Raw genomic sequence first — 17,194 nt, 5'->3', positions numbered from 1 at the left:
GGATTGCTGCGTGATTCAGGAGGATTTTGTTCTCCCGAATTCGGATTAGCGTGCCGCAGCGTTCGGCGCCTGCGAGCAGTTTTTGTGCAGCCGCTTGCCCAAATCGCGGGCCCTCTCCATCCAATTTTTTGTACGCCCGCGGACAAGCTTTCCTGTCTGCACTCCACCTAGGCTTCCTTTCGAGATCTGGAACATGGCCACTGCCATGGCAATTCGAAGGAGCAGGAGATGGAGACACGGATATTGCCCCAGACATGGGGGATGTCGCGCGCGTTGCCATGGCGCAAGCTCGCGCTCGGCGCCGCCATCGCTTTCGGCCTCGTCGCCGCCGCACCGCTGCGTGCGCAGGCCGCGGCACCCGCCGCCTGCGCCGCGCTCCAGGACAAATATCCGGACTGGAAGGGCAAGACGCTCGTCAACGCCATCAACCCGCACACGCCGGGCTATGAGACCATCGATCCGAAGGATCCCAGCAAATATATCGGCTTCGACATCGATCTCGGCGAAGCCATCGGCGAATGCCTCGGCTTCAAGCTGACCTACAAGGCGGTGACGTTCGCGGCACTCCTGACCACGCTCGCGGCCGGACAAGCCGACATCGTCATCTCTGACATCTACGCCACCAAGGAACGCGCCAAGGCCGCCGACTTCATCACCTATTCGAAGGTGTTCGATGGCGTGCTGGTCGCCAAGGGCAATCCGAAGGGCATCAACGGCATCAACATGTCGATGTGTGGTGCGGCTGCCGCCGAAAACACCGGCTATGTCGAGGTGCCCCTGATCCAGGCGCTGATGCCGGAGTGCAAGAAGGCCGGCAAGCCCGAGCCGACCGTGCAGCTCTATGACAACAACGCCAACTGCATCCAGGCGATCCTCGCCGGCCGTGCCGACACCTATGTCAACGACGTCAACACCGTCGACAGCGCGGTCAAGGCCTATCCGGACAAGCTGGAAAAGGCGACCGCGGTGACGATCCCGTATTCGGTCGGCATCGCAGTCCCGAAGGACAAGCCGAAATTCCGCGATGCCGTGATGGCCGCGCTGATCGAGGTGCAGAAGGCCGGCACGCACATGGAGTTGCTGAAGAAGCACGGGCTCGATGTGGGCAACTTCAAGGAGCCGGACATTCTGACGGCTGACTGATGTCGCTGTTCCTCCATTACCTGAGCATGCCGTATCTGCTCGAGGGCATCGAGCTCACCCTCGAGGTGACGGCCCTCGGGCTCGGCGGCGGATTGATCCTCGGATTGATCCTCGCCGGCATGCAGCTCTCGCGCTTCTGGGGCCTGGCGGCGGTCGCCAGGGCCTACACCGTGATCTTCCGCGGCACCCCGCTGATCCTCCAGATGGTGTTCGCCTACGACGCGCTGCCGCATATCGGCATCAAGCTGCCGGCGGTGCTGGCCGCCGGCCTCGCGCTCGCCTGCAACGAGGCGCCGTTCATCGCGGAGATGCTCCGCGCCGGTGTGCTCGGCGTCGATCGCGGGCAGGTGACGGCAGGGCAGGCGCTCGGCATGACGCCGCGGATCCTGATGTGGCGGGTGATCGCGCCGCAGGCGATCCGCACCATGATTCCTGCGTTTGGCAACGAGGCCGTCAGCGCGCTGAAAAATTCCTCGCTGGCCTCCGTCGTCGCGGTCCAGGAGCTGACGCTGCGCTCGACCCAGCTCGCGTCCTCGACCTTCGATTTCTTCTCGATCTTCTTCGCCTCGGGCTTGCTGTACCTCGTGCTGACCTTCGCCATCAGTATCATTCAGCTGTTCGTCGAATGGCTGCTCGATCTCGACCGTACCAAGGGCCGCCAGCGCAAGTTTGCGGATTACCTGCCGTGGCGTCGCGTCGACATCGACACCAAGATCGAACCTGCGAGCGCTACCGTCGCCGAGCCAGCGCCGGCAGAGCTGCCCGACACGCCACCGCTGGCCCTCACGCGCGAGGAGCGCACGCGGCGTGCGGTGACGATCGCCCGCAACAACATCGCGGTTGAGACCAAGGACCTCACCAAGAGCTACGGCCCGCAAAAAGTGCTTGGCGGCCTCGATCTCACCGTCCGCGTCGGCGAGGTCGTCGCGCTGCTCGGGCCCAGCGGCTCCGGCAAGAGCACATTGCTCCGCTGCATCAATCATCTCGAAAGCTGGGACGGAGGCACGGTGCACGTCGGTGGCCGGCGCCTCGGTTTTGACGACAACGGCAAGCTGCTATCGCCGCGGGCGATTGCCAACGAACGGGCGACCGTCGGCGTCGGCATGGTGTTCCAGCAGTTCAATTTGTTCGCCCATCTCTCGGCCAAGGAGAACATTGCGGGGCCCCTGCGCTGGGTCCACGGCATGACCCGCATCGATGCCGATCGCCGCGCCACCGAGTTGCTCGGCCGCGTCGGCCTGACGCATCGCGCCGATGCACTGCCGCGGCATCTCTCCGGCGGCCAACAGCAGCGCGTCGCCATCGCCCGCGCACTCGCGCCTAACCCGAGCGTGCTGCTGCTGGACGAGCCGACCTCGGCGCTCGACCCTGAATTGGTCAACGAGGTGCTGGAGGTGATCCGCCGCCTCGCCATCGACGACGGCCTCACCATGATCATCTCGACGCACCAAATCCGCTTCGCCGACGAGGTCGCCGACCGCGTCGCGTTCCTCAGCGGTGGCGCGATCATCGAGGAGGGGCCTGCGCACGAGGTGCTCTCCAATCCCCGCAATCCGCTGACCGCGCGTTTTCTCAGCGTGATGGAAGCCGACAAGACACCAGAGGCGGTCGGATGAGCGCCGCATCCGCAAGGTTCAAGACTCCCGAAGAGGCCATCTCATGAAGCATGTCACGCTGCCGGTTTCGCCAAAGACCGTCCACTGGGGCTATTTCTCCAAGATCGTCGCGCCGGCCCTGACGCTGCGCTCCGGCGATCGCGCCACCATCGAGACGCTGACCCATCATGCCAATGACGATTACGAACGCATGATATCAGGCGATCCCGGCGCCGAGAGCGTGTTCCAGTGGACCCGCGAGCACAAGGCCGTGGCGCGTCGTGGTTCGGGGCCGACCGAAGGCCCGTTCATCCGCGGTGCAGGCGAGGGGATCGGCGTGCATCTCCTCACCGGGCCGGTCGCGATCGAAGGCGCCGAACCCGGCGACATTCTCGAAGTGCGTATCCTCGATATCAGGCCGCGGCCGAGCTGCAGCGCCTGCCACGCCGGCCGCTGCTTCGGCTCCAACGTCGCGGCCAACTGGGGCTTTCACTATCACGATTTGATCGAGGAGCCGAAGCCGCGCGAGGTCGTCACCATCTTCGAGCTCGACACCTCGGGCGAGCCCTATGCGAAGGCGGTCTACAACTATGTCTGGACGCCGCAGACCGACCCCGACGGTATCGTGCATCCGACCATCGACTATCCCGGCGTCCGCGTCGATCACGCCACCATCAGGAAGCGCGAGAACATCCTCGCAAGCGTAAAGGTCCCCGCGCGCCTGCACTTCGGCACGATGGGGCTCGCGCCGTCAGAGGCCGATTTCGTCAGCTCGATCCCGCCGAGCTATACCGGCGGCAATATCGACGACTGGCGCATCGGCAAGGGCGCGCGGATGTTCTATCCGGTCGCAGTCCCCGGCGCCTATTTCTCGGTCGGCGATCCCCATGCCGCCCAGGGCGACAGCGAACTCGGCGGCACCGCGATCGAGACCTCGCTCACCGGCGATTTCGAATTCATCCTGCACAAGAAGGCCGATCTCGCCGGCACCAGCCTCGAAGGCCTCGACCATCCCATGCTCGAGACCGATCAGGCCTGGTCGTTCTACGGCTTCACCTATCCGAACTATCTCGCCGCGCTTGGGGCCGAGGCGCAAACCGAGATTGCCAATCATTCGAGCCTCGACCGTGCGATGCGCGATGCATTCCGCAAGCTGCGCCGGTTCCTGATGACCGTGCATGGCCTGAGCGAGGACGAAGCGATCTCGCTGCTGTCGGTCGGCGCTGATTTCGGCGTCACCCAGGTCGTCGATGCCAATTGGGGCGTCCACGGCACGATCCGCAAGAACATGTTCCGGTGCGACTAATCTATTGAGGGATATTCCGTTTTCGGGGTGAGGGCGTGAAAAAGGAAGGGTATCTTCGACCCGTCGCTGCGACGGATGAGCGCGTTCGTCTGGCACAGAGGTTGCTTCGATCCACTGCAATCTGGGTCGATCCGATGAGTTTCCGTCCCTTCACGAGCGAGTCCTACGCGCAAGACGACCGCCCGGAAGCCTGGCGGGACGTGCTGGCCGCCGTCGGCCTGCAACCGGCGGGCGGCCACTCTTTCTTTGACGGGCACGCGACAGCGTCCCATCGCCATGCTGCAGGCGTCGCGCTGACGCGGATGGCCGCGGGGGCCCAAACGATCGGTCCACTCTCGCAAGCGAACGAGGATATTCCGATCGCGCTGATGCCCGTCGAGGACGGCATGGTGCTGAAAAGCGCCGGCGGCCACCGCATCGTTCCCGTCGGCCATCTCGTGCTGCTGCCGCGCAGCGGCGACTGGAGCATCGTGTTCCAGCGCGACATGCGCGCGATCGTGCTGTCGGTGACCTCCGCAGCGCTGCACGGCCGGCTCTCGGGCAAGCCGCGGCTCGGCGAGCCTCGCGTCGTTTCGCCCAGTGGCTTCGCCGATGTGTTCGCGCGGCTGCTGGATGCGACGGCGCGTACACTCGACACCTTGAGCGATGCCGAATGGAATGCGGTCGCGCAAAGCCTCGTCGATCTGCTCCTGACCCTTGCACATCAACTGGCGGCCTCGACATCCGATGCCGGATCGAGCGCGACGCAATCGGCGCTCCTGCACCGGATCTGCCAGACCATCGAGCGTCGGCTCGACGATCCCGAACTGGTGCCGGCGCGTGTCGCCCAGGCCGAGGGGATTTCCGAGCGCTATCTGCAAAAACTATTCGAGACGGTCGGCGACAATTTTACCCATTACGTCCGCGAGCGCAGGCTCCAGCGCGCCTGGGCCGATCTGTCCAATCCGGTTGAAGCGCATCGATCGATCTCGGAAATCGCCTACGCCTATGGCTTTGGTGACTCCGCGCATTTCAGCCGCGCCTTCCGCCACCGCTTCGGCCTGCCGCCGCGCGAGTTTCGCCAGCAGGAGGCGGAGCGCGCGACGTTGCAGCACGGCGTCGCCGGCCAGCGCGGCTGGCCGCAGGAGGCGCTGGCGCAGCTGCGCACGCATCAGAGCGTGGAAGCCCGCAGCAACATTTCCCGCGCGGACGCCGAAGAGCCGAGAACCGCCGGGCGCAAGCATCACTATCTCCCGGTCGAGGCCGGCCGCATTCATTGGGGCTATTTCAGCCGCTCATTGTCGCCGCAGATCGAGATCGCCTCCGGCGACACCATCACCATCGAGACACTGACCCAGCACGCCTCCGACGCGCCTGAGATGATGATTGCGGGCGATGCCGGCGCCGAAAGCGTGTTCGGCTGGACGCGAGAGAAGAAGAACGTCGATCGCCGCGGCGCCGGGCCCATGGATGCGAGCGTATTCGGCCGCGGTGCCGGCGAGGGGTTTGGCGTGCACATCTGCACGGGGCCGGTGGCGGTGAAGGATGCCCAGCCCGGCGACGTGCTGGAGGTGCGCATCCTCGACATCGTGCCGCGCGCAAGCCGCAGTCCGAACCATGCGGGCCGGGTGTTCGGCTCTTCGGTCGCGGCCTGGTGGGGCTATCACTACAACGAGTTTCTCGGCGGTCCCAAGCCGCGCGAAATCGTCACCATCTACGAGATTTTTGACGATCCCAGGGAGCCCCACGCTCGCGCGCTTTATTCCTACCGCTGGGAGCCGCAGACCGATCCGTTTGGCGTCGTGCACGCCACCTACGACTATCCCGGCGTCCCCGTTGCGCCCGCCACGATCAAGCGTCGCCATGCCGTGCTCGACGGCATTCGCATTCCGCTGCGTCCGCATTTCGGCGTGATCGCGGTGGCGCCGCGCGAGGTCGATTTCGTCGACTCCGTGCCGCCGTCCTATTTCGGCGGCAATCTCGACAATTGGCGGCTGGGAAAGGGGGCTACCGTCTATCTTCCGGTCTCGGTGCCCGGCGCGCTGCTGTCGGTTGGCGATTCCCACGCCACCCAGGGCGACGGCGAACTCAGCGGCACCGCTATCGAATGCTCGATGACCGGCACGTTCGAGGTGATCCTGCACAAGAAGGCCGATCTTGCCGGCCAACCCTTCGCCGATCTGTCTTATCCCCTGATCGAGACCGAGACAGACTGGGTGCTGACAGGCTTCAGCCATCCGAACTATCTCGCCGAATTCGGCGCGCAGGGCCAGAGCGAGGTCTACGCAAAATCCTCGCTCGACCTCGCCATGAAGGATGCGTTCCGCAAGATGCGGCGCTTCCTGATGAACGTGAAGGGTCTCAGCGAGGACGAGGCGATCGCGCTGATGTCGGCCGCGGTCGATTTCGGCGTCACCCAGGTCGTCGACGGTAATTGGGGTGTGCACGCCATCCTCAGCAAGCGCCTGTTTCAGGACGCGCCTTAACAAGGACAGCTCACGTGAAATTCCACATGATCAGTGGCGGACCGAAGCCGGTCGCGCCCTTCAGCCACGCCGTCGAGACCGACGGCTTTGTCTTCGTCACCGGCCAGATGCCGGATACGCCGCAAACGCCGGGCGTGCTGCCCGACGGCATCGTCGCGCAGACGCGAGCCGTGATGGAGAATTTGAAGGTGGTTCTCGCCGGCGTTGGCCTCGGCCTCGAGCATGTCGTGATGACGCGCATCTACCTGACGCGCTTCAAGGAAGACTACGCCGCGATGAACGAGACCTATCGCACGCACTTCCCATCGGACCGGCTGCCGGCCCGCACCTGCGTCGGCGTCACCGGGCTCGCCTACGATGCACTGATCGAGATCGATCTGGTGTGCCGGCGGCCGTGAGGCCGGCTTTCGTAGCCCGGATGAGCGAAGCGACATCCGGGACGGGGCCAACGAACGTTCCCCGGATGTCGCTTCGCTCATCCGGGCTACAAGACCTTGCGTTGCCCGTCGGGCAAAACACACAAACAACGGGTCAATCCGCTCGCGTCAAAATATTCGCCTTTACAGAAATTCGGCTTTGTCGCATTCTCCCGCCACCTCATCCCCAGTCAGAGGGGCGTATCGCGATCGTCACGAAACGCGGGATGGGCCGTGGTGGACGCTGACCATACCGGCGCGAAGGGCATCGCAGGGCGGGCAACCGTGAGCGATAACCGCGCGCACACGACCGGTGCGGTTGGCGTACGGCAAAACCGTGTCGTCCTGACGCCCGGGGTCTGTGCGTCAAGTCTTGCGGTGATGTGGCGGCCCGACCGGGTCCGCGCATCGATCATCTGCAAGGCGACGGGGGCAATAGTGCATCGCTCCCCGGGGAGAGCTCGGCATAAGCCGTAAAACCGCTACGCAGGGAAGGCCGGATGTTTGGCTTCACCTGTATGCCGCTGTGCAGCTTTTTGTAGCCACCATTCGCACAGTGGACCGTGGGTGCCCGGCCGGCACCCGGTCTTCCCTGCGCCCTCTGACAGAGGAGGGTGGGACGATGCAAAGCTCGGGCGAGACAGGCCGCGAGGACGCTGAGGTATGCTGCAAGTTGATCAAAAGCAGCGCGTTCGCTCGCTCCGTCATTGCGAGCGCAGCGAAGCAGTCCTGAGTGTCACCGCGGAGAGGCTCCTCGCAATGGCGACTATCCGGTACCTAACGAGTGTCCTTTTGATGTGGCAGATCATGCTGCGACAGAGCGGCTTACTCTATTCGATATATACGAGAAGTTTTGTCAGGTTAGGGACCGCAAAAGCGCCAGACTTGTATCGCAGGCATTCTTCGTCAGCGCAGTTATATTCTCCGCATTGCAGTCCACCGACGCCAGTGGCCCCGGCCTTGGTGTAGTCAACTTGGCTAGCGTAGAGACGGAAGCAGCCCAAAGTCAGATGCCGCTTCTGGAAGGCATCTGTATATTTTGCAAAGCCGAAGATATAGATCCACAGATTCCCATTCCGGATCTTATTTATCTCTACTCCGGGAATTTGCAGGGAAAAGTTCGGCAGGGTTGCCTTGGGCAAGAGAACATAGCTGGAGGAATCGCCACTTGGGCTCCACAAGGGCGGAATTGGGTGGCTGCCCACCGGGACCTGAAGCAAGGTACCGCCGATTTGCAGATCGTGCGTTTCGGTGTTGCCGCTATTCTCCCACAAGGTACCGATCTTATAGGCAATATCGGAGCCGGATATCGTAGGACCGACAGCGAAAAAAGTAATGTCTCGAACAGCCACGAAGGCTCTTTGCGATGCGCGCTGAGTTTCGTCGGTCCAATAAAAAATGAAAGCGTGCGCGACGAGCACCAGAAAAGTGATGCCACCTACGAACAGCAAACCTGCGGTGAGCTTAACAAGGTTTCGCTCATTGCGATGGTGCTCGGTCTGATCGTCTTGATCTTGCGGGGATTTGCCGCAGCATCTGGCTTCGAGTGCCGGTGGTTCGGGCGTAGCAACTTGCGCGTCAGCTTTCTCGGAATGGTCGCGTTTTTCTGCGCTGTTGTTGGCGTTAGCTGCTTGCTTATTTCGGTTGCGTCTATCGCCCCGCTTTAACATCTAACACCCTTTGATCGACGTTCCGAAAATGTTTGCGTTGAAGCGGCTATGATAGCGGAACTGAAGCTCCGCGACGGTCAGCACCAAATGAGCGACGCGAAACCACTCGCGCTGAGGCATTACAGCGCGTCCCGGACAAGCTTTCATTTCGCCTCAAATTGCAACCCGAGAGTGCAAGAAGTCTTGATCGGCGGTGATCTAGAGGTGATCACCCGCCTTGAACGCGGGCCTGAGCCGCCGCGACAAACCGATAGAGTGCACAAGGATCAGTGGAACGTGATCGTAGCTCCTCTTCCTAAAGCACCAAAATGGTGCTTTAGTGCTTTCTATGAGCCAGTCGCCCCGAAACGCGCCGTCTGCGCTGCGTTACAGGCTTGCCCCTGACCCGGCCGCCAAGGCCGCCATGGAGGCGACGTTCAGGGCCTATGACCGCATGATGGAGATCCTCGACGAGGTCGCGCGGAGTCACAATGTGGGCTCCAATGTCGTCCTGCTGCATGCCCATGCCTATGAGCCGATCCGGAAAGAAACCGCATTGCCGTCGCGGCTGGTGACGCTGGGTCTGCGCGACCGTGCCGATTATCGCGCCGCCCATGGTCGCCGCCTGCCGCTCGACGACAAGCTCGCCAAAATCAAGGGCCCCGCCACCATTTCGATTTCAACCGTGCAAGGGCGCTTCAGCGTGCCCTTCGACTACGCCGGCTACGCCGAGGGCTGGGGGCAAAGCGTGCCCGCGCACCTCATCCGCACCGACGACGGCTTCGAAGTTCACTACGGCGTCACGCCGAACAATCTGCCAGAGGAGGAGAATGCCATGGATACCATTGCTGCCGCCCCCGAAAATTTCCTGTCCCGGGTCGGACGTCTGATCGCCGGCATTGCCTATGACGCGATCGAGCAGGCGGAAGGCAAGAACAAGCTTGGGGTGGTCGGACAGGCCATCCGCGAGATCCAGCGCGCCGAGAGCGAGGCCCGCGATGCGCTCGCATTGGCGCGGGCCGAGGAATACCGCCTCAACGCGCGCCGCACCGAGATCGAACGCGAGATGACCGATCTCGCGCCCAAGATCGAGGGTGCGATCGCTGATGGCCGCGACGATCTCGCCCGCGCCGGCATCGCGCGGCAAATGGATATGGAGGCGCAGTTCGAGGTGCTCTCCCGCGCCATCGACGAGAACAACGAGAAGATCGAGCAATGCGTGACATCGCTGCGCGCGGTGCTGTCGGCGCTCCAGGATGCCGAGCAGCGTCGCGCCGATCTCGCAAAGAGTGAGGCGGCTGCAAGCCACCAGGCCTCGACGTCGCCGCGGAAGCCGGGCGGCAGCTCCGCGGCGGCGAAGGCGCTGCGTGCGAGCAGGGCGGTGGCGCGCGCCACCGGCGTGCCGCAGGGCATCCCGTATTCGAGCGACATCGACGAGCTCAGCACGTTGCATCGCGACAAGGAGATTGCAGCGAGGCTGGCGCGGTTGAAGTCGCGCTCCTGAGTCATGCATCATGAGCGCTCTGCTCGAACATGTAATGTCGCCGGAGGTGAGGCCGTTCGCGATCGCGGCGGCCATGATCCTCATCGTCGGCTCGATCGAAGTGGTCTCGATGCTGATCGGGGCCTCGCTGAGCGAGATGCTCGGCACCAGCATTGATTTCAGTCACCCCAGCGACAATGGGGTGATCAACGCGATCTCCTGGATCAATGTCGGCGGCGTCCCGCTGCTGATCTTCCTGTTGCTGGTGCTCGGCGCGTTCTCGATCACCGGCTTCCTGATCCAGGATGTCGCGCGGATGGTCGCCGGCCCCTTGCCGGCAAGCATCGCCTCGATCGGGGCCGTCGCTGTGTCGGTGCCGCTCGTTCGCGCCGCCAGTGGCGCCATCGCGCGGATCATTCCGAAGGATGAAAGCTATGTCATCGGCCTCGGCGATCTCGTCGGTCGCGTCGGCGAGGTCGTCATCGGTCCTCTCGACCAGGGGCCGCCCGGCCGCGTCAGCGTCGCCGACATCCATGGCAACCGCCATTTCGTCTGGGCGGTCGCCGCACCGTCATCATCGCCCCTGCCGCAGGGAACTATGGTCCTGCTGGTCGATCGCGCCGGTACCCGTTTCGTCGCGGTGAAGGCCGAGGATGAACTCAAACCGTCCAAACCGCCTCTAAGCAGCTAGCAAGCCATTTATCGGAGAAAGTCATGTTCGACATCGCAGTCCCGGCCATGATCGGCGTCGCGCTGATCGTCGTTTTGGGCATCGTCTTCACCATTCTCTACAAGCGTGCCACGCGTGACGAGGCCTTCGTGCGCACCGGCCTCGGCGGCAAGAAGGTCGTGCTCGACGGCGGCGCCATGATCCTGCCGATCTTCCACTCCTATGCCAGCGTCAATCTGAAGACGCTGCGGCTGACCGTCGAGCGCAAGGAACGGGAATCCCTGATCACCAGAGATCGCCTGCGCGTCGACATCGTCGCGGAATTCTACGTGCGCGTCCGTCCCGACGATGAGAGCATCGCGCTGGCAAGCCAGACTCTGGGCGCGCTGACCAACGACGCTGAAGCGCTGCGCAACCAGGTCGAGGCGAAATTCGTCGACGGCCTGCGCTCGGTGGCGGCGACCATGAGCATCCTCGAGCTTCAGGAGAAGCGCTCCGACTTCGTCAAGCACGTGCAGGCCACGGTCGAGTCCGACGTGAAATCGAACGGGCTCGAGCTGGAATCGGTGTCGCTGACCAAGCTCGATCAGACCGACGTCAAATTCTTCAACCCGGAGAACTTCTTCGACGCCGAAGGTCTGACCCAATTGAAGACGGTTACCGAGACCCGTCGCCGCGACCGCAACGCCATCATGCGCGACAACGAAGTGGCGATCGCACAGAAGGACCTCGAGGCGCGGCAGCAGACGCTGACCATCGAGCGGACCAAGAAGGAGGCCGAGCTGTCGCAGGAGCGCGACGTCGCCAACAAGACCGCGAGCACCCGCGCCGAGGTCGCAACCGCGACGCAAACCGCGCGCCTGACCGAGGAGAATGCCCGCATCGATACCGACCGTGCCGTTGCCGAGAAGGAGGCGGGCGCCAAACAGGTCAAGGAGACCGCGGTGATCGAGTCGGACCTGGCGATCAACAAGCGCAAGACCGACGCCCAGCGCGAAATCCAGATCGCCACGCAGGAGAATGAGATCCAGATCGCGGCCAAGAGCAAGCAGACCTCCGAAGCCGTCACCGAAGCCAAGACCGCCGAGGCGATTGCCGTCTCCGCGGAGGAGAAGGTCGTGACCGCGCGCGCCGTCGAGGTCGCCGACCGTGCCCGTCTCACCCAGGTGCTTGCGGCACGAACCGAGGCCGAGCGCAGATCGACCGAGCTGATCGTCGCGGCCGAAGCCGATAAGAAGGCGTCGCTCGATCGCGCCGAGGCCGTCAAGACGCTGGCAACAGCCGAAGCCGAATCCAACAAGATCAAGGCGGTCGGTGTCAGGAACATCGGCGAGGCCGAAGCCGCCGTCATCACGCTCAAGAACGAGGCGCAGAACAAGCTCGGCGCCAACGTCATCGATTTCGAGATCGCCAAGAAGCGGATCGAGATCATGCCCTCGGCGCTCGCCGAGATGGTCAGACCGATCGCCAACCTGAAGGACGTCCGCATCCTCCACACCGGCGGCGCGTTCGGCGGCAATGGCGCAGGCGGCGGCAATGTCGGCTTCGGCGAAGGTCTTGCCGGCGAGCTCCTCAAGGTGCACGCGCTGCGTCCGATGATCGACGAGATCCTGCGCCAGGGCGGCTTTGCGCCGGGCGACGATCCCGTGAAGACGCTGGTGAATGCCGTGACGGGAAAGAGCAACGGCGCCGCGGTCCCGGCGCCCGCGCCGGAGAAAACAAACTCCGCCGATCTATGAATGCCGGTTCATTGCTGCGGAGAATTCGAATCGATATGAACTGGCTCGTTGCGCGTCTCGCGTCGCGCAACGAGCCAGGGTGCGGATCGATGGCGTGTTGAACCTCTCGATCTGGCACCGGACGAATCCTTCGAGGCAACGCCATTTGTTGCCACGGCGCCTGCGCCGATCGACGTCAGGCGCCGGAGCCTGTTTCGATCCGGAGAATTTCACATGAAGTATTTTCTGTCTGGACTGCTCGCGATCGGACTTGCGATCGCCGCTACGCCGTCATTCGCGGCCGACGCCCGTAACGTCACCGTCGTCAACGAGACCGGCTATGCCATCAAATTCCTGGGCTTCAACGCGCCCGACGACGGCATGGACGAATGGGACAACGAGCTCGACAAGGTTTTGCAGAACCAGGCCAGCACCTATGTCGAGTTCGACGAGGACGACGAGGGCTGCGTCTGGAACATCCGCGTCGACTGGCAGAACTATGACGAGACCGTGCTCTGGAAGAACGTCAACCTCTGCAAGATGACCGCGCTTCGGTTGCGCTACGACCCCGGCACCAAGACCACGTCTTTCACCGCCGAATAGTTGCGGCGCTCATGACCCGAGGAGGGGCCGCCAAGAACTTCAGGAAGCCCCTTCCTCGATGCGTTGCGGACGATGGCGAATTCGTCCTTTGCAAGCGCAACCGGCTTTGTTATACGCAGCCGCGCGCGAACGAACGGTTCGCCTTTTCCTCGGTAGCTCAGCGGTAGAGCATCCGACTGTTAATCGGATGGTCGCAGGTTCGAATCCTGCCCGGGGAGCCAAATTCCGCTTGAAATTCAATGGCTTGAGATCGTGCCCTGATGTGGCGCGCGATGTCGTTCGAGCAGGATCTCAACGGCGGTCCAGCTAATCCGCCGCAGAATCGCGTTCAACCAGATGTGTACGCTGAAGGCTTCGCCACCGCGCGGGCGGCACCAAATCGACTCAATTCAAATCGACCTTCGCAAGCGCCGGATTTTTACGGAGCTGATTCCCATGCCCGACATCCAGATCGACCGTGTCCAACTGGCTCCCTCGATTCTGCCGGCCGACATTCCCGAGCTCAGCGACGATCAATGCATCGCCTGCCTCAAGCGCGCGGTCGAGACGCCCGATTCGGCACGGCTGGATGAGGTCGCCGCCCTGATCGGCCGCCTCGCGGTGACGATCGAATAGTCCATCCCGCTCCCTGATGCGGCGCGTCGCGGATTCGCTGGCCGGCGAGGCCAACGGCCATGTTGCGTTTTCGCCGGGCATGTTCCAAAGATGCCGCCAACTCATCTCAGCGGCATCGTCCGCATTTCAGGGTCCGCAAATGTCCGGTTTCTCGACCGCGCGCCTCAAAATGGTCGATGGCCAGGTGCGCACCAGTGACGTCACCGATCGCAATGTTCTCGACGCCATGCTCGCGGTTCCGCGCGAGGCATTCGTGCCCGCGGCCAAGCAGGCCTTGGCCTATCTCGACCTCGACCTTGATGTCAGCGAAGGCGGCGCCAAGCGATTCCTGATCAAGCCGCAGCTGACCGGCAAGCTGCTCCAGGCCGCCGAGATTGGCGAGGGCGACAACGTGCTGGTGGTCGGTTGCGCCACAGGCTATCTCGCCGCGCTGATGGCCAAGCTGGCCAAACAGGTCACGGCGACCGAGTGCGATTCGGCTCTGGCCGCGAAGGCTAAGGACGCTTGTGCCAGCCTCGGGCTCGCCAACGTCACCTGCAAGGCTGCCTCCTGCTCCGAGGGCGATTCATCTGCCGCTCCCTATGATGTGATCATCCTCAATGGCGCCACCGAGGTGACGCCGGAGGGGCTGCTCGGGCAGCTTAGGGAGGGCGGGCGTCTGGTGGGGGTGTCGGCCGAATCCAGGCCGCCGCGGGCCATGATCGTGACCCATACCCACGGCGAATTCGGCCATCGGGCGCTGTTCGATGCCGCAGCCCCGGTCCTTCCCGGGCTGGAACGGGCCGCCGCCTTCGTCTTCTGACGGCCCGTTTGGCGGCTTTGGCCTGTTAAAATCCCGTTCTGAATCAGAAGTGTGGCCGGGATGCTGCACGTGAAGAGTTTCCACTGGGAACTACCTTGAGGTAGTTCCGTCGCGCTCGACCACGTCCTATGTTGCGGCGGGGCAACGACTCCACTGGTAGACGGTAACCCAGCTCGCGGGCACGAGCCGGGCGTTAGAATGAACGGAATTTCAGGGATGCATGGGGTGAAGCTCTTCACCGGAGCTGCTGTTTCGGTCCTGTTGCTGGCGCTTGCAGGGCCGACGCCTGCCTTGGCGGATACGATCGAGGCGGCGCTGGTGCGCGCCTATCAGAACAATCCGCAGCTCAACGCACAGCGCGCTCAGGTGCGCTCGACCGACGAGAATGTGCCGCAGGCGCTGTCGGGCTATCGGCCCAAGGTCAATGTGACCCTCGGCACCGGGTATCAATATCAGGACACCCAAGCTGCGCAGAAGGGCACTCCGTTCTATGGCGTCCCCCAGTCCAACAGCGCCAGTCTGACCGTCAACCAGACGCTCTACAACGGCAATCAGACCGCCAACAGGACGCGCGTGGCGGAGAGTCAGGTCTCGGGGTCCCGCGAGGCGTTGCGTGTGCTCGAGCAGACGGTCCTGCTACAGGCTGCCACGAGCTACATGGACTATTTGCGTGATGCGGCAACGCTCGAAGTTCAGCGCAGCAACGTGCGCGTGCTCGAGCAGACGCTCAAGCAAACCCGCGATCGCTTTAACGTCGGCGAGGTCACGCGCACAGACGTGGCGCAATCCGAGGCGCAGCTGGCTGCCGGCAGGACCCAGGCCCTGACCGCCGAATCGAATCTCACGACGACGCGCGCGAACTTCCGCCGGATCATCGGCAACGAGCCGACCAACCTTGCCCCGGGCTCGCCGGTCGATCGCTTCCTGCCCGGGACGCTCGCATCCGCGGTCAATCTCAGCCTGGTGGAGAACCCCAACGTCACGGCTTCGATGTTCGGCATCGACGTCAACTATCTCCAGGTCAAGATCAACGAAGGCGCGCTGCTGCCGACGGTCACGGTCCAGGCTGCTGTCAGTACGGCCTATCAGCAGACCCTGTCGGTTTTCCGAACGAATACCGCGTCCGCCATCGCGACAGCCTCGATTCCGATCTTTCAGGGCGGCGCGGAATATGCGCTGATCCGGCAATCGAAAGAGAACCTGGCGCAGCAGCGCCTGAACCTCGAAACCACCCGCGATCAGACCCGCGCCAACGTTGTGCAGGCCTGGGGCCAGTTGGAAGCCGGCAAGGCGCAGGTGCAGTCCGCACAGGCTCAGGTCACGGCCTCCGAGATCGCGCTGAACGGCGTGCGCGAAGAAGCCAAGGCCGGCCAGCGCACCACGCTCGACGTGCTCAACGCGCAGCAGGCGCTGGTCAACGCGCGCGTTGCGCTCGTCACTGCCCAGCACGACCGCGTGGTGGCGTCCTATTCGGTGCTCAACGCGACCGGTCGTCTCGCGCCTCAGGTGCTTGGCCTTAACACCAACGTCTACGATCCGAGCGTGCACTACCAGCAGATCCGCGACAGCTGGGCCGGCGTGCGGATACCTGACGGACGCTAAAGTCCCGTAGTGATCCGGTCGGCCTCGCAAACAGCCGAGGCCGACCAGCGCTTTGCTTGCATTCATCAAAATCCCTGACATAGCCTTGCCAAGAGGATGCGGGTCGATTCGCCCCGCACCCGATGTCGTGTGCGTAAAGCTTGAGTGCCGAGGGCAGGGGCGCACCGCCGCACGTTGAGCCGTGAACTGGGGACAAGTCGGGCCGCCGCGACGAAAATGTCGGGGCGTCCGTCCGGAACCGGCCAATCCTGTCGTGCTTGGTGTAAAACAACGCATGCGAGGGCGTTGATGATGTGGAGTCGGAGATGACGCAGCCAGCAAAGGTCACAGAACCCTCGATGGAGGAGATTCTGGCCTCGATCCGGCGCATCATTGCCGACGATGAGGCGAAGCCGCCGCCGGCAGAAGCTGCGAAGCCCGCGCCGGCGCCAGCTGCTGCTGCGCCAAAACCGCAGGCGATGAACGACATTCCGCCCTCCAAGGTTGCCCCCGCCAAGCCTGCTGCCGAGAAGCCTGCCCCACCGCCGGCCGCGAAGCCCGCGCCGGCGCCGCCGCCGCCCGCGCCTCCGGTGGATGCATCCAATAACCAGGACGATATCGACGCGCTGCTGGCAGGGCTCGACACAGCCACGCCTGCGCCCGAGGTTCGAGCTCCGGAACCCGAGCCGGAGCCCGAGCCCGACGTGCTTGAATTGACCGACGAGATGGCCGTGGACCCGGAGCCGACACCGGCCCCGCCGCCGCCGAGTTTCCGCAGGGTCGAGCCGCGCGACGATCTCGAATTCGCCGAAGCGCCGCCGCCGCGCCCCACGCCGCCACCGTCCTATGCGCCGGTGGACTTCGATGCCCCGCCATTGCCGCCGCAGCAGCCGATCCTGGCGCAATCGACGGTCTCCGCGGTCGAATCGGCCTTCAACTCACTGGCCCATACGGTGCTCAGCAGCAACGCGCGGACGCTGGAGGATCTGGTCAAGGAGATGCTGCGCCCGATGCTGAAATCCTGGCTCGACGACAATCTGCCGGGCCTCGTCGAACGCATCGTGAAGGCCGAAATCGAGCGAGTCTCGCGCGGCGGACGCTGAACCAGGCCGCGCGGCCCCGATAAAGCCCTGCTCCTGTGTCATATT

Annotated in this window: 14 protein-coding genes and 1 tRNA gene; 14 read left to right on the top strand and 1 reads right to left on the bottom strand. The window is 63.7% G+C overall.

All coding sequences use genetic code 11. The features are described 5' to 3' along the window. The first annotated feature begins 261 nt into the window (after positions 1 to 261). The 5 genes from BMW89_RS28435 to BMW89_RS28415 all read left to right on the top strand — a co-directional run bounded on the left by BMW89_RS28435 (position 262) and on the right by BMW89_RS28415 (position 6,907). Positions 262 to 1,143: an ABC transporter substrate-binding protein gene (locus BMW89_RS28435; RefSeq protein ID WP_502686406.1), complete on the top strand. Its 882-nt coding sequence runs from the start codon at positions 262 to 264 to the stop codon at positions 1,141 to 1,143. Then, entirely contained in the window at positions 1,143 to 2,759 is a 1,617-nt protein-coding gene (locus BMW89_RS28430; RefSeq protein ID WP_092031395.1) for an amino acid ABC transporter permease/ATP-binding protein, read from the top strand. The genes BMW89_RS28435 and BMW89_RS28430 overlap by 1 nt, the downstream gene beginning before the upstream one ends. A 43-nt stretch (positions 2,760 to 2,802) precedes the next feature. Beyond that, complete coding sequence (locus BMW89_RS28425) at positions 2,803 to 4,044, top strand: acetamidase/formamidase family protein (protein ID WP_092031390.1); 1,242 nt, start codon at positions 2,803 to 2,805, stop codon at positions 4,042 to 4,044. Between the two features lie 134 nt (positions 4,045 to 4,178). Beyond that, positions 4,179 to 6,509: an acetamidase/formamidase family protein gene (locus BMW89_RS28420; protein ID WP_177196378.1), complete on the top strand. Its 2,331-nt coding sequence runs from the start codon at positions 4,179 to 4,181 to the stop codon at positions 6,507 to 6,509. A gap of 14 nt (positions 6,510 to 6,523) precedes the next feature. After that, the gene (locus tag BMW89_RS28415) at positions 6,524 to 6,907 is read left to right on the top strand and encodes a RidA family protein (protein ID WP_092031382.1); all 384 of its coding nucleotides are present in this window, start codon (positions 6,524 to 6,526) and stop codon (positions 6,905 to 6,907) included. An 848-nt stretch (positions 6,908 to 7,755) separates the two neighbouring features. Here BMW89_RS28415 and BMW89_RS28405 read toward each other — a convergent pair. Next, entirely contained in the window at positions 7,756 to 8,595 is an 840-nt protein-coding gene (locus BMW89_RS28405) for a hypothetical protein (protein WP_143062847.1), read from the bottom strand. A gap of 319 nt (positions 8,596 to 8,914) precedes the next feature. Here BMW89_RS28405 and BMW89_RS28395 point away from each other — a divergent pair, with 319 nt between their 5' ends. The 9 genes from BMW89_RS28395 (at position 8,915) to BMW89_RS28355 (ending at position 17,149) form a co-directional block, all read left to right on the top strand. After that, positions 8,915 to 10,078 (top strand): PspA/IM30 family protein, encoded by a 1,164-nt coding sequence (locus tag BMW89_RS28395; RefSeq protein WP_092031369.1) that lies wholly within the window; start codon positions 8,915 to 8,917, stop codon positions 10,076 to 10,078. A gap of 10 nt (positions 10,079 to 10,088) precedes the next feature. Continuing rightward, positions 10,089 to 10,748, top strand: a complete 660-nt coding sequence (locus tag BMW89_RS28390) for an OB-fold-containig protein (RefSeq protein ID WP_092031364.1) — start codon at positions 10,089 to 10,091, stop codon at positions 10,746 to 10,748. Positions 10,749 to 10,771: 23 nt separating this feature from the next. Continuing rightward, on the top strand, positions 10,772 to 12,466 hold the full coding sequence (locus BMW89_RS28385; RefSeq protein WP_092031360.1) for a flotillin family protein: 1,695 nt from the start codon (positions 10,772 to 10,774) through the stop codon (positions 12,464 to 12,466). A gap of 213 nt (positions 12,467 to 12,679) precedes the next feature. Next, complete coding sequence (locus tag BMW89_RS28380) at positions 12,680 to 13,048, top strand: hypothetical protein (RefSeq protein ID WP_092031356.1); 369 nt, start codon at positions 12,680 to 12,682, stop codon at positions 13,046 to 13,048. Positions 13,049 to 13,194: 146 nt separating this feature from the next. Further along, positions 13,195 to 13,269, top strand: a tRNA-Asn gene (locus tag BMW89_RS28375). A 214-nt stretch (positions 13,270 to 13,483) separates the two neighbouring features. Then, positions 13,484 to 13,663, top strand: a complete 180-nt coding sequence (locus tag BMW89_RS28370) for a hypothetical protein (RefSeq protein ID WP_092031697.1) — start codon at positions 13,484 to 13,486, stop codon at positions 13,661 to 13,663. A 139-nt stretch (positions 13,664 to 13,802) separates the two neighbouring features. Next, positions 13,803 to 14,465 carry a protein-L-isoaspartate O-methyltransferase family protein gene (locus BMW89_RS28365; protein WP_177196377.1) on the top strand — a complete coding sequence of 221 codons (663 nt, stop codon included), beginning with the start codon at positions 13,803 to 13,805 and terminating at the stop codon, positions 14,463 to 14,465. 216 nt (positions 14,466 to 14,681) lie between these two features. Then, entirely contained in the window at positions 14,682 to 16,067 is a 1,386-nt protein-coding gene (locus BMW89_RS28360; protein ID WP_092031351.1) for a TolC family outer membrane protein, read from the top strand. A 305-nt stretch (positions 16,068 to 16,372) separates the two neighbouring features. Further along, positions 16,373 to 17,149 (top strand): PopZ family protein, encoded by a 777-nt coding sequence (locus BMW89_RS28355; RefSeq protein WP_177196376.1) that lies wholly within the window; start codon positions 16,373 to 16,375, stop codon positions 17,147 to 17,149. Positions 17,150 to 17,194: the final 45 nt, after the last annotated feature.

The organism is Bradyrhizobium sp. OK095 (assembly GCF_900109945.1).
In the GTDB taxonomy this organism is placed as follows: Bacteria; Pseudomonadota; Alphaproteobacteria; order Rhizobiales; family Xanthobacteraceae; genus Bradyrhizobium.
This window is presented reverse-complemented; position numbering and strand designations above follow the sequence as displayed.

Excerpts from the sequence above, each read along its gene's own strand:
- BMW89_RS28435 (WP_502686406.1), top strand. The coding sequence starts at position 262 with ATGTCGCGCGCGTTGCCATGGCGCAAGCTCGCGCTCGGCGCCGCCATC.
- BMW89_RS28430 (WP_092031395.1), top strand. The coding sequence starts at position 1,143 with ATGTCGCTGTTCCTCCATTACCTGAGCATGCCGTATCTGCTCGAGGGC.
- BMW89_RS28425 (WP_092031390.1), top strand. The coding sequence starts at position 2,803 with ATGAAGCATGTCACGCTGCCGGTTTCGCCAAAGACCGTCCACTGGGGC.
- BMW89_RS28420 (WP_177196378.1), top strand. The coding sequence starts at position 4,179 with ATGAGTTTCCGTCCCTTCACGAGCGAGTCCTACGCGCAAGACGACCGC.
- BMW89_RS28405 (WP_143062847.1), bottom strand. The coding sequence starts at position 8,595 with ATGTTAAAGCGGGGCGATAGACGCAACCGAAATAAGCAAGCAGCTAAC.
- BMW89_RS28390 (WP_092031364.1), top strand. The coding sequence starts at position 10,089 with ATGAGCGCTCTGCTCGAACATGTAATGTCGCCGGAGGTGAGGCCGTTC.
- BMW89_RS28385 (WP_092031360.1), top strand. The coding sequence starts at position 10,772 with ATGTTCGACATCGCAGTCCCGGCCATGATCGGCGTCGCGCTGATCGTC.
- BMW89_RS28380 (WP_092031356.1), top strand. The coding sequence starts at position 12,680 with ATGAAGTATTTTCTGTCTGGACTGCTCGCGATCGGACTTGCGATCGCC.
- BMW89_RS28370 (WP_092031697.1), top strand. The coding sequence starts at position 13,484 with ATGCCCGACATCCAGATCGACCGTGTCCAACTGGCTCCCTCGATTCTG.
- BMW89_RS28365 (WP_177196377.1), top strand. The coding sequence starts at position 13,803 with ATGTCCGGTTTCTCGACCGCGCGCCTCAAAATGGTCGATGGCCAGGTG.
- BMW89_RS28360 (WP_092031351.1), top strand. The coding sequence starts at position 14,682 with ATGCATGGGGTGAAGCTCTTCACCGGAGCTGCTGTTTCGGTCCTGTTG.
- BMW89_RS28355 (WP_177196376.1), top strand. The coding sequence starts at position 16,373 with ATGACGCAGCCAGCAAAGGTCACAGAACCCTCGATGGAGGAGATTCTG.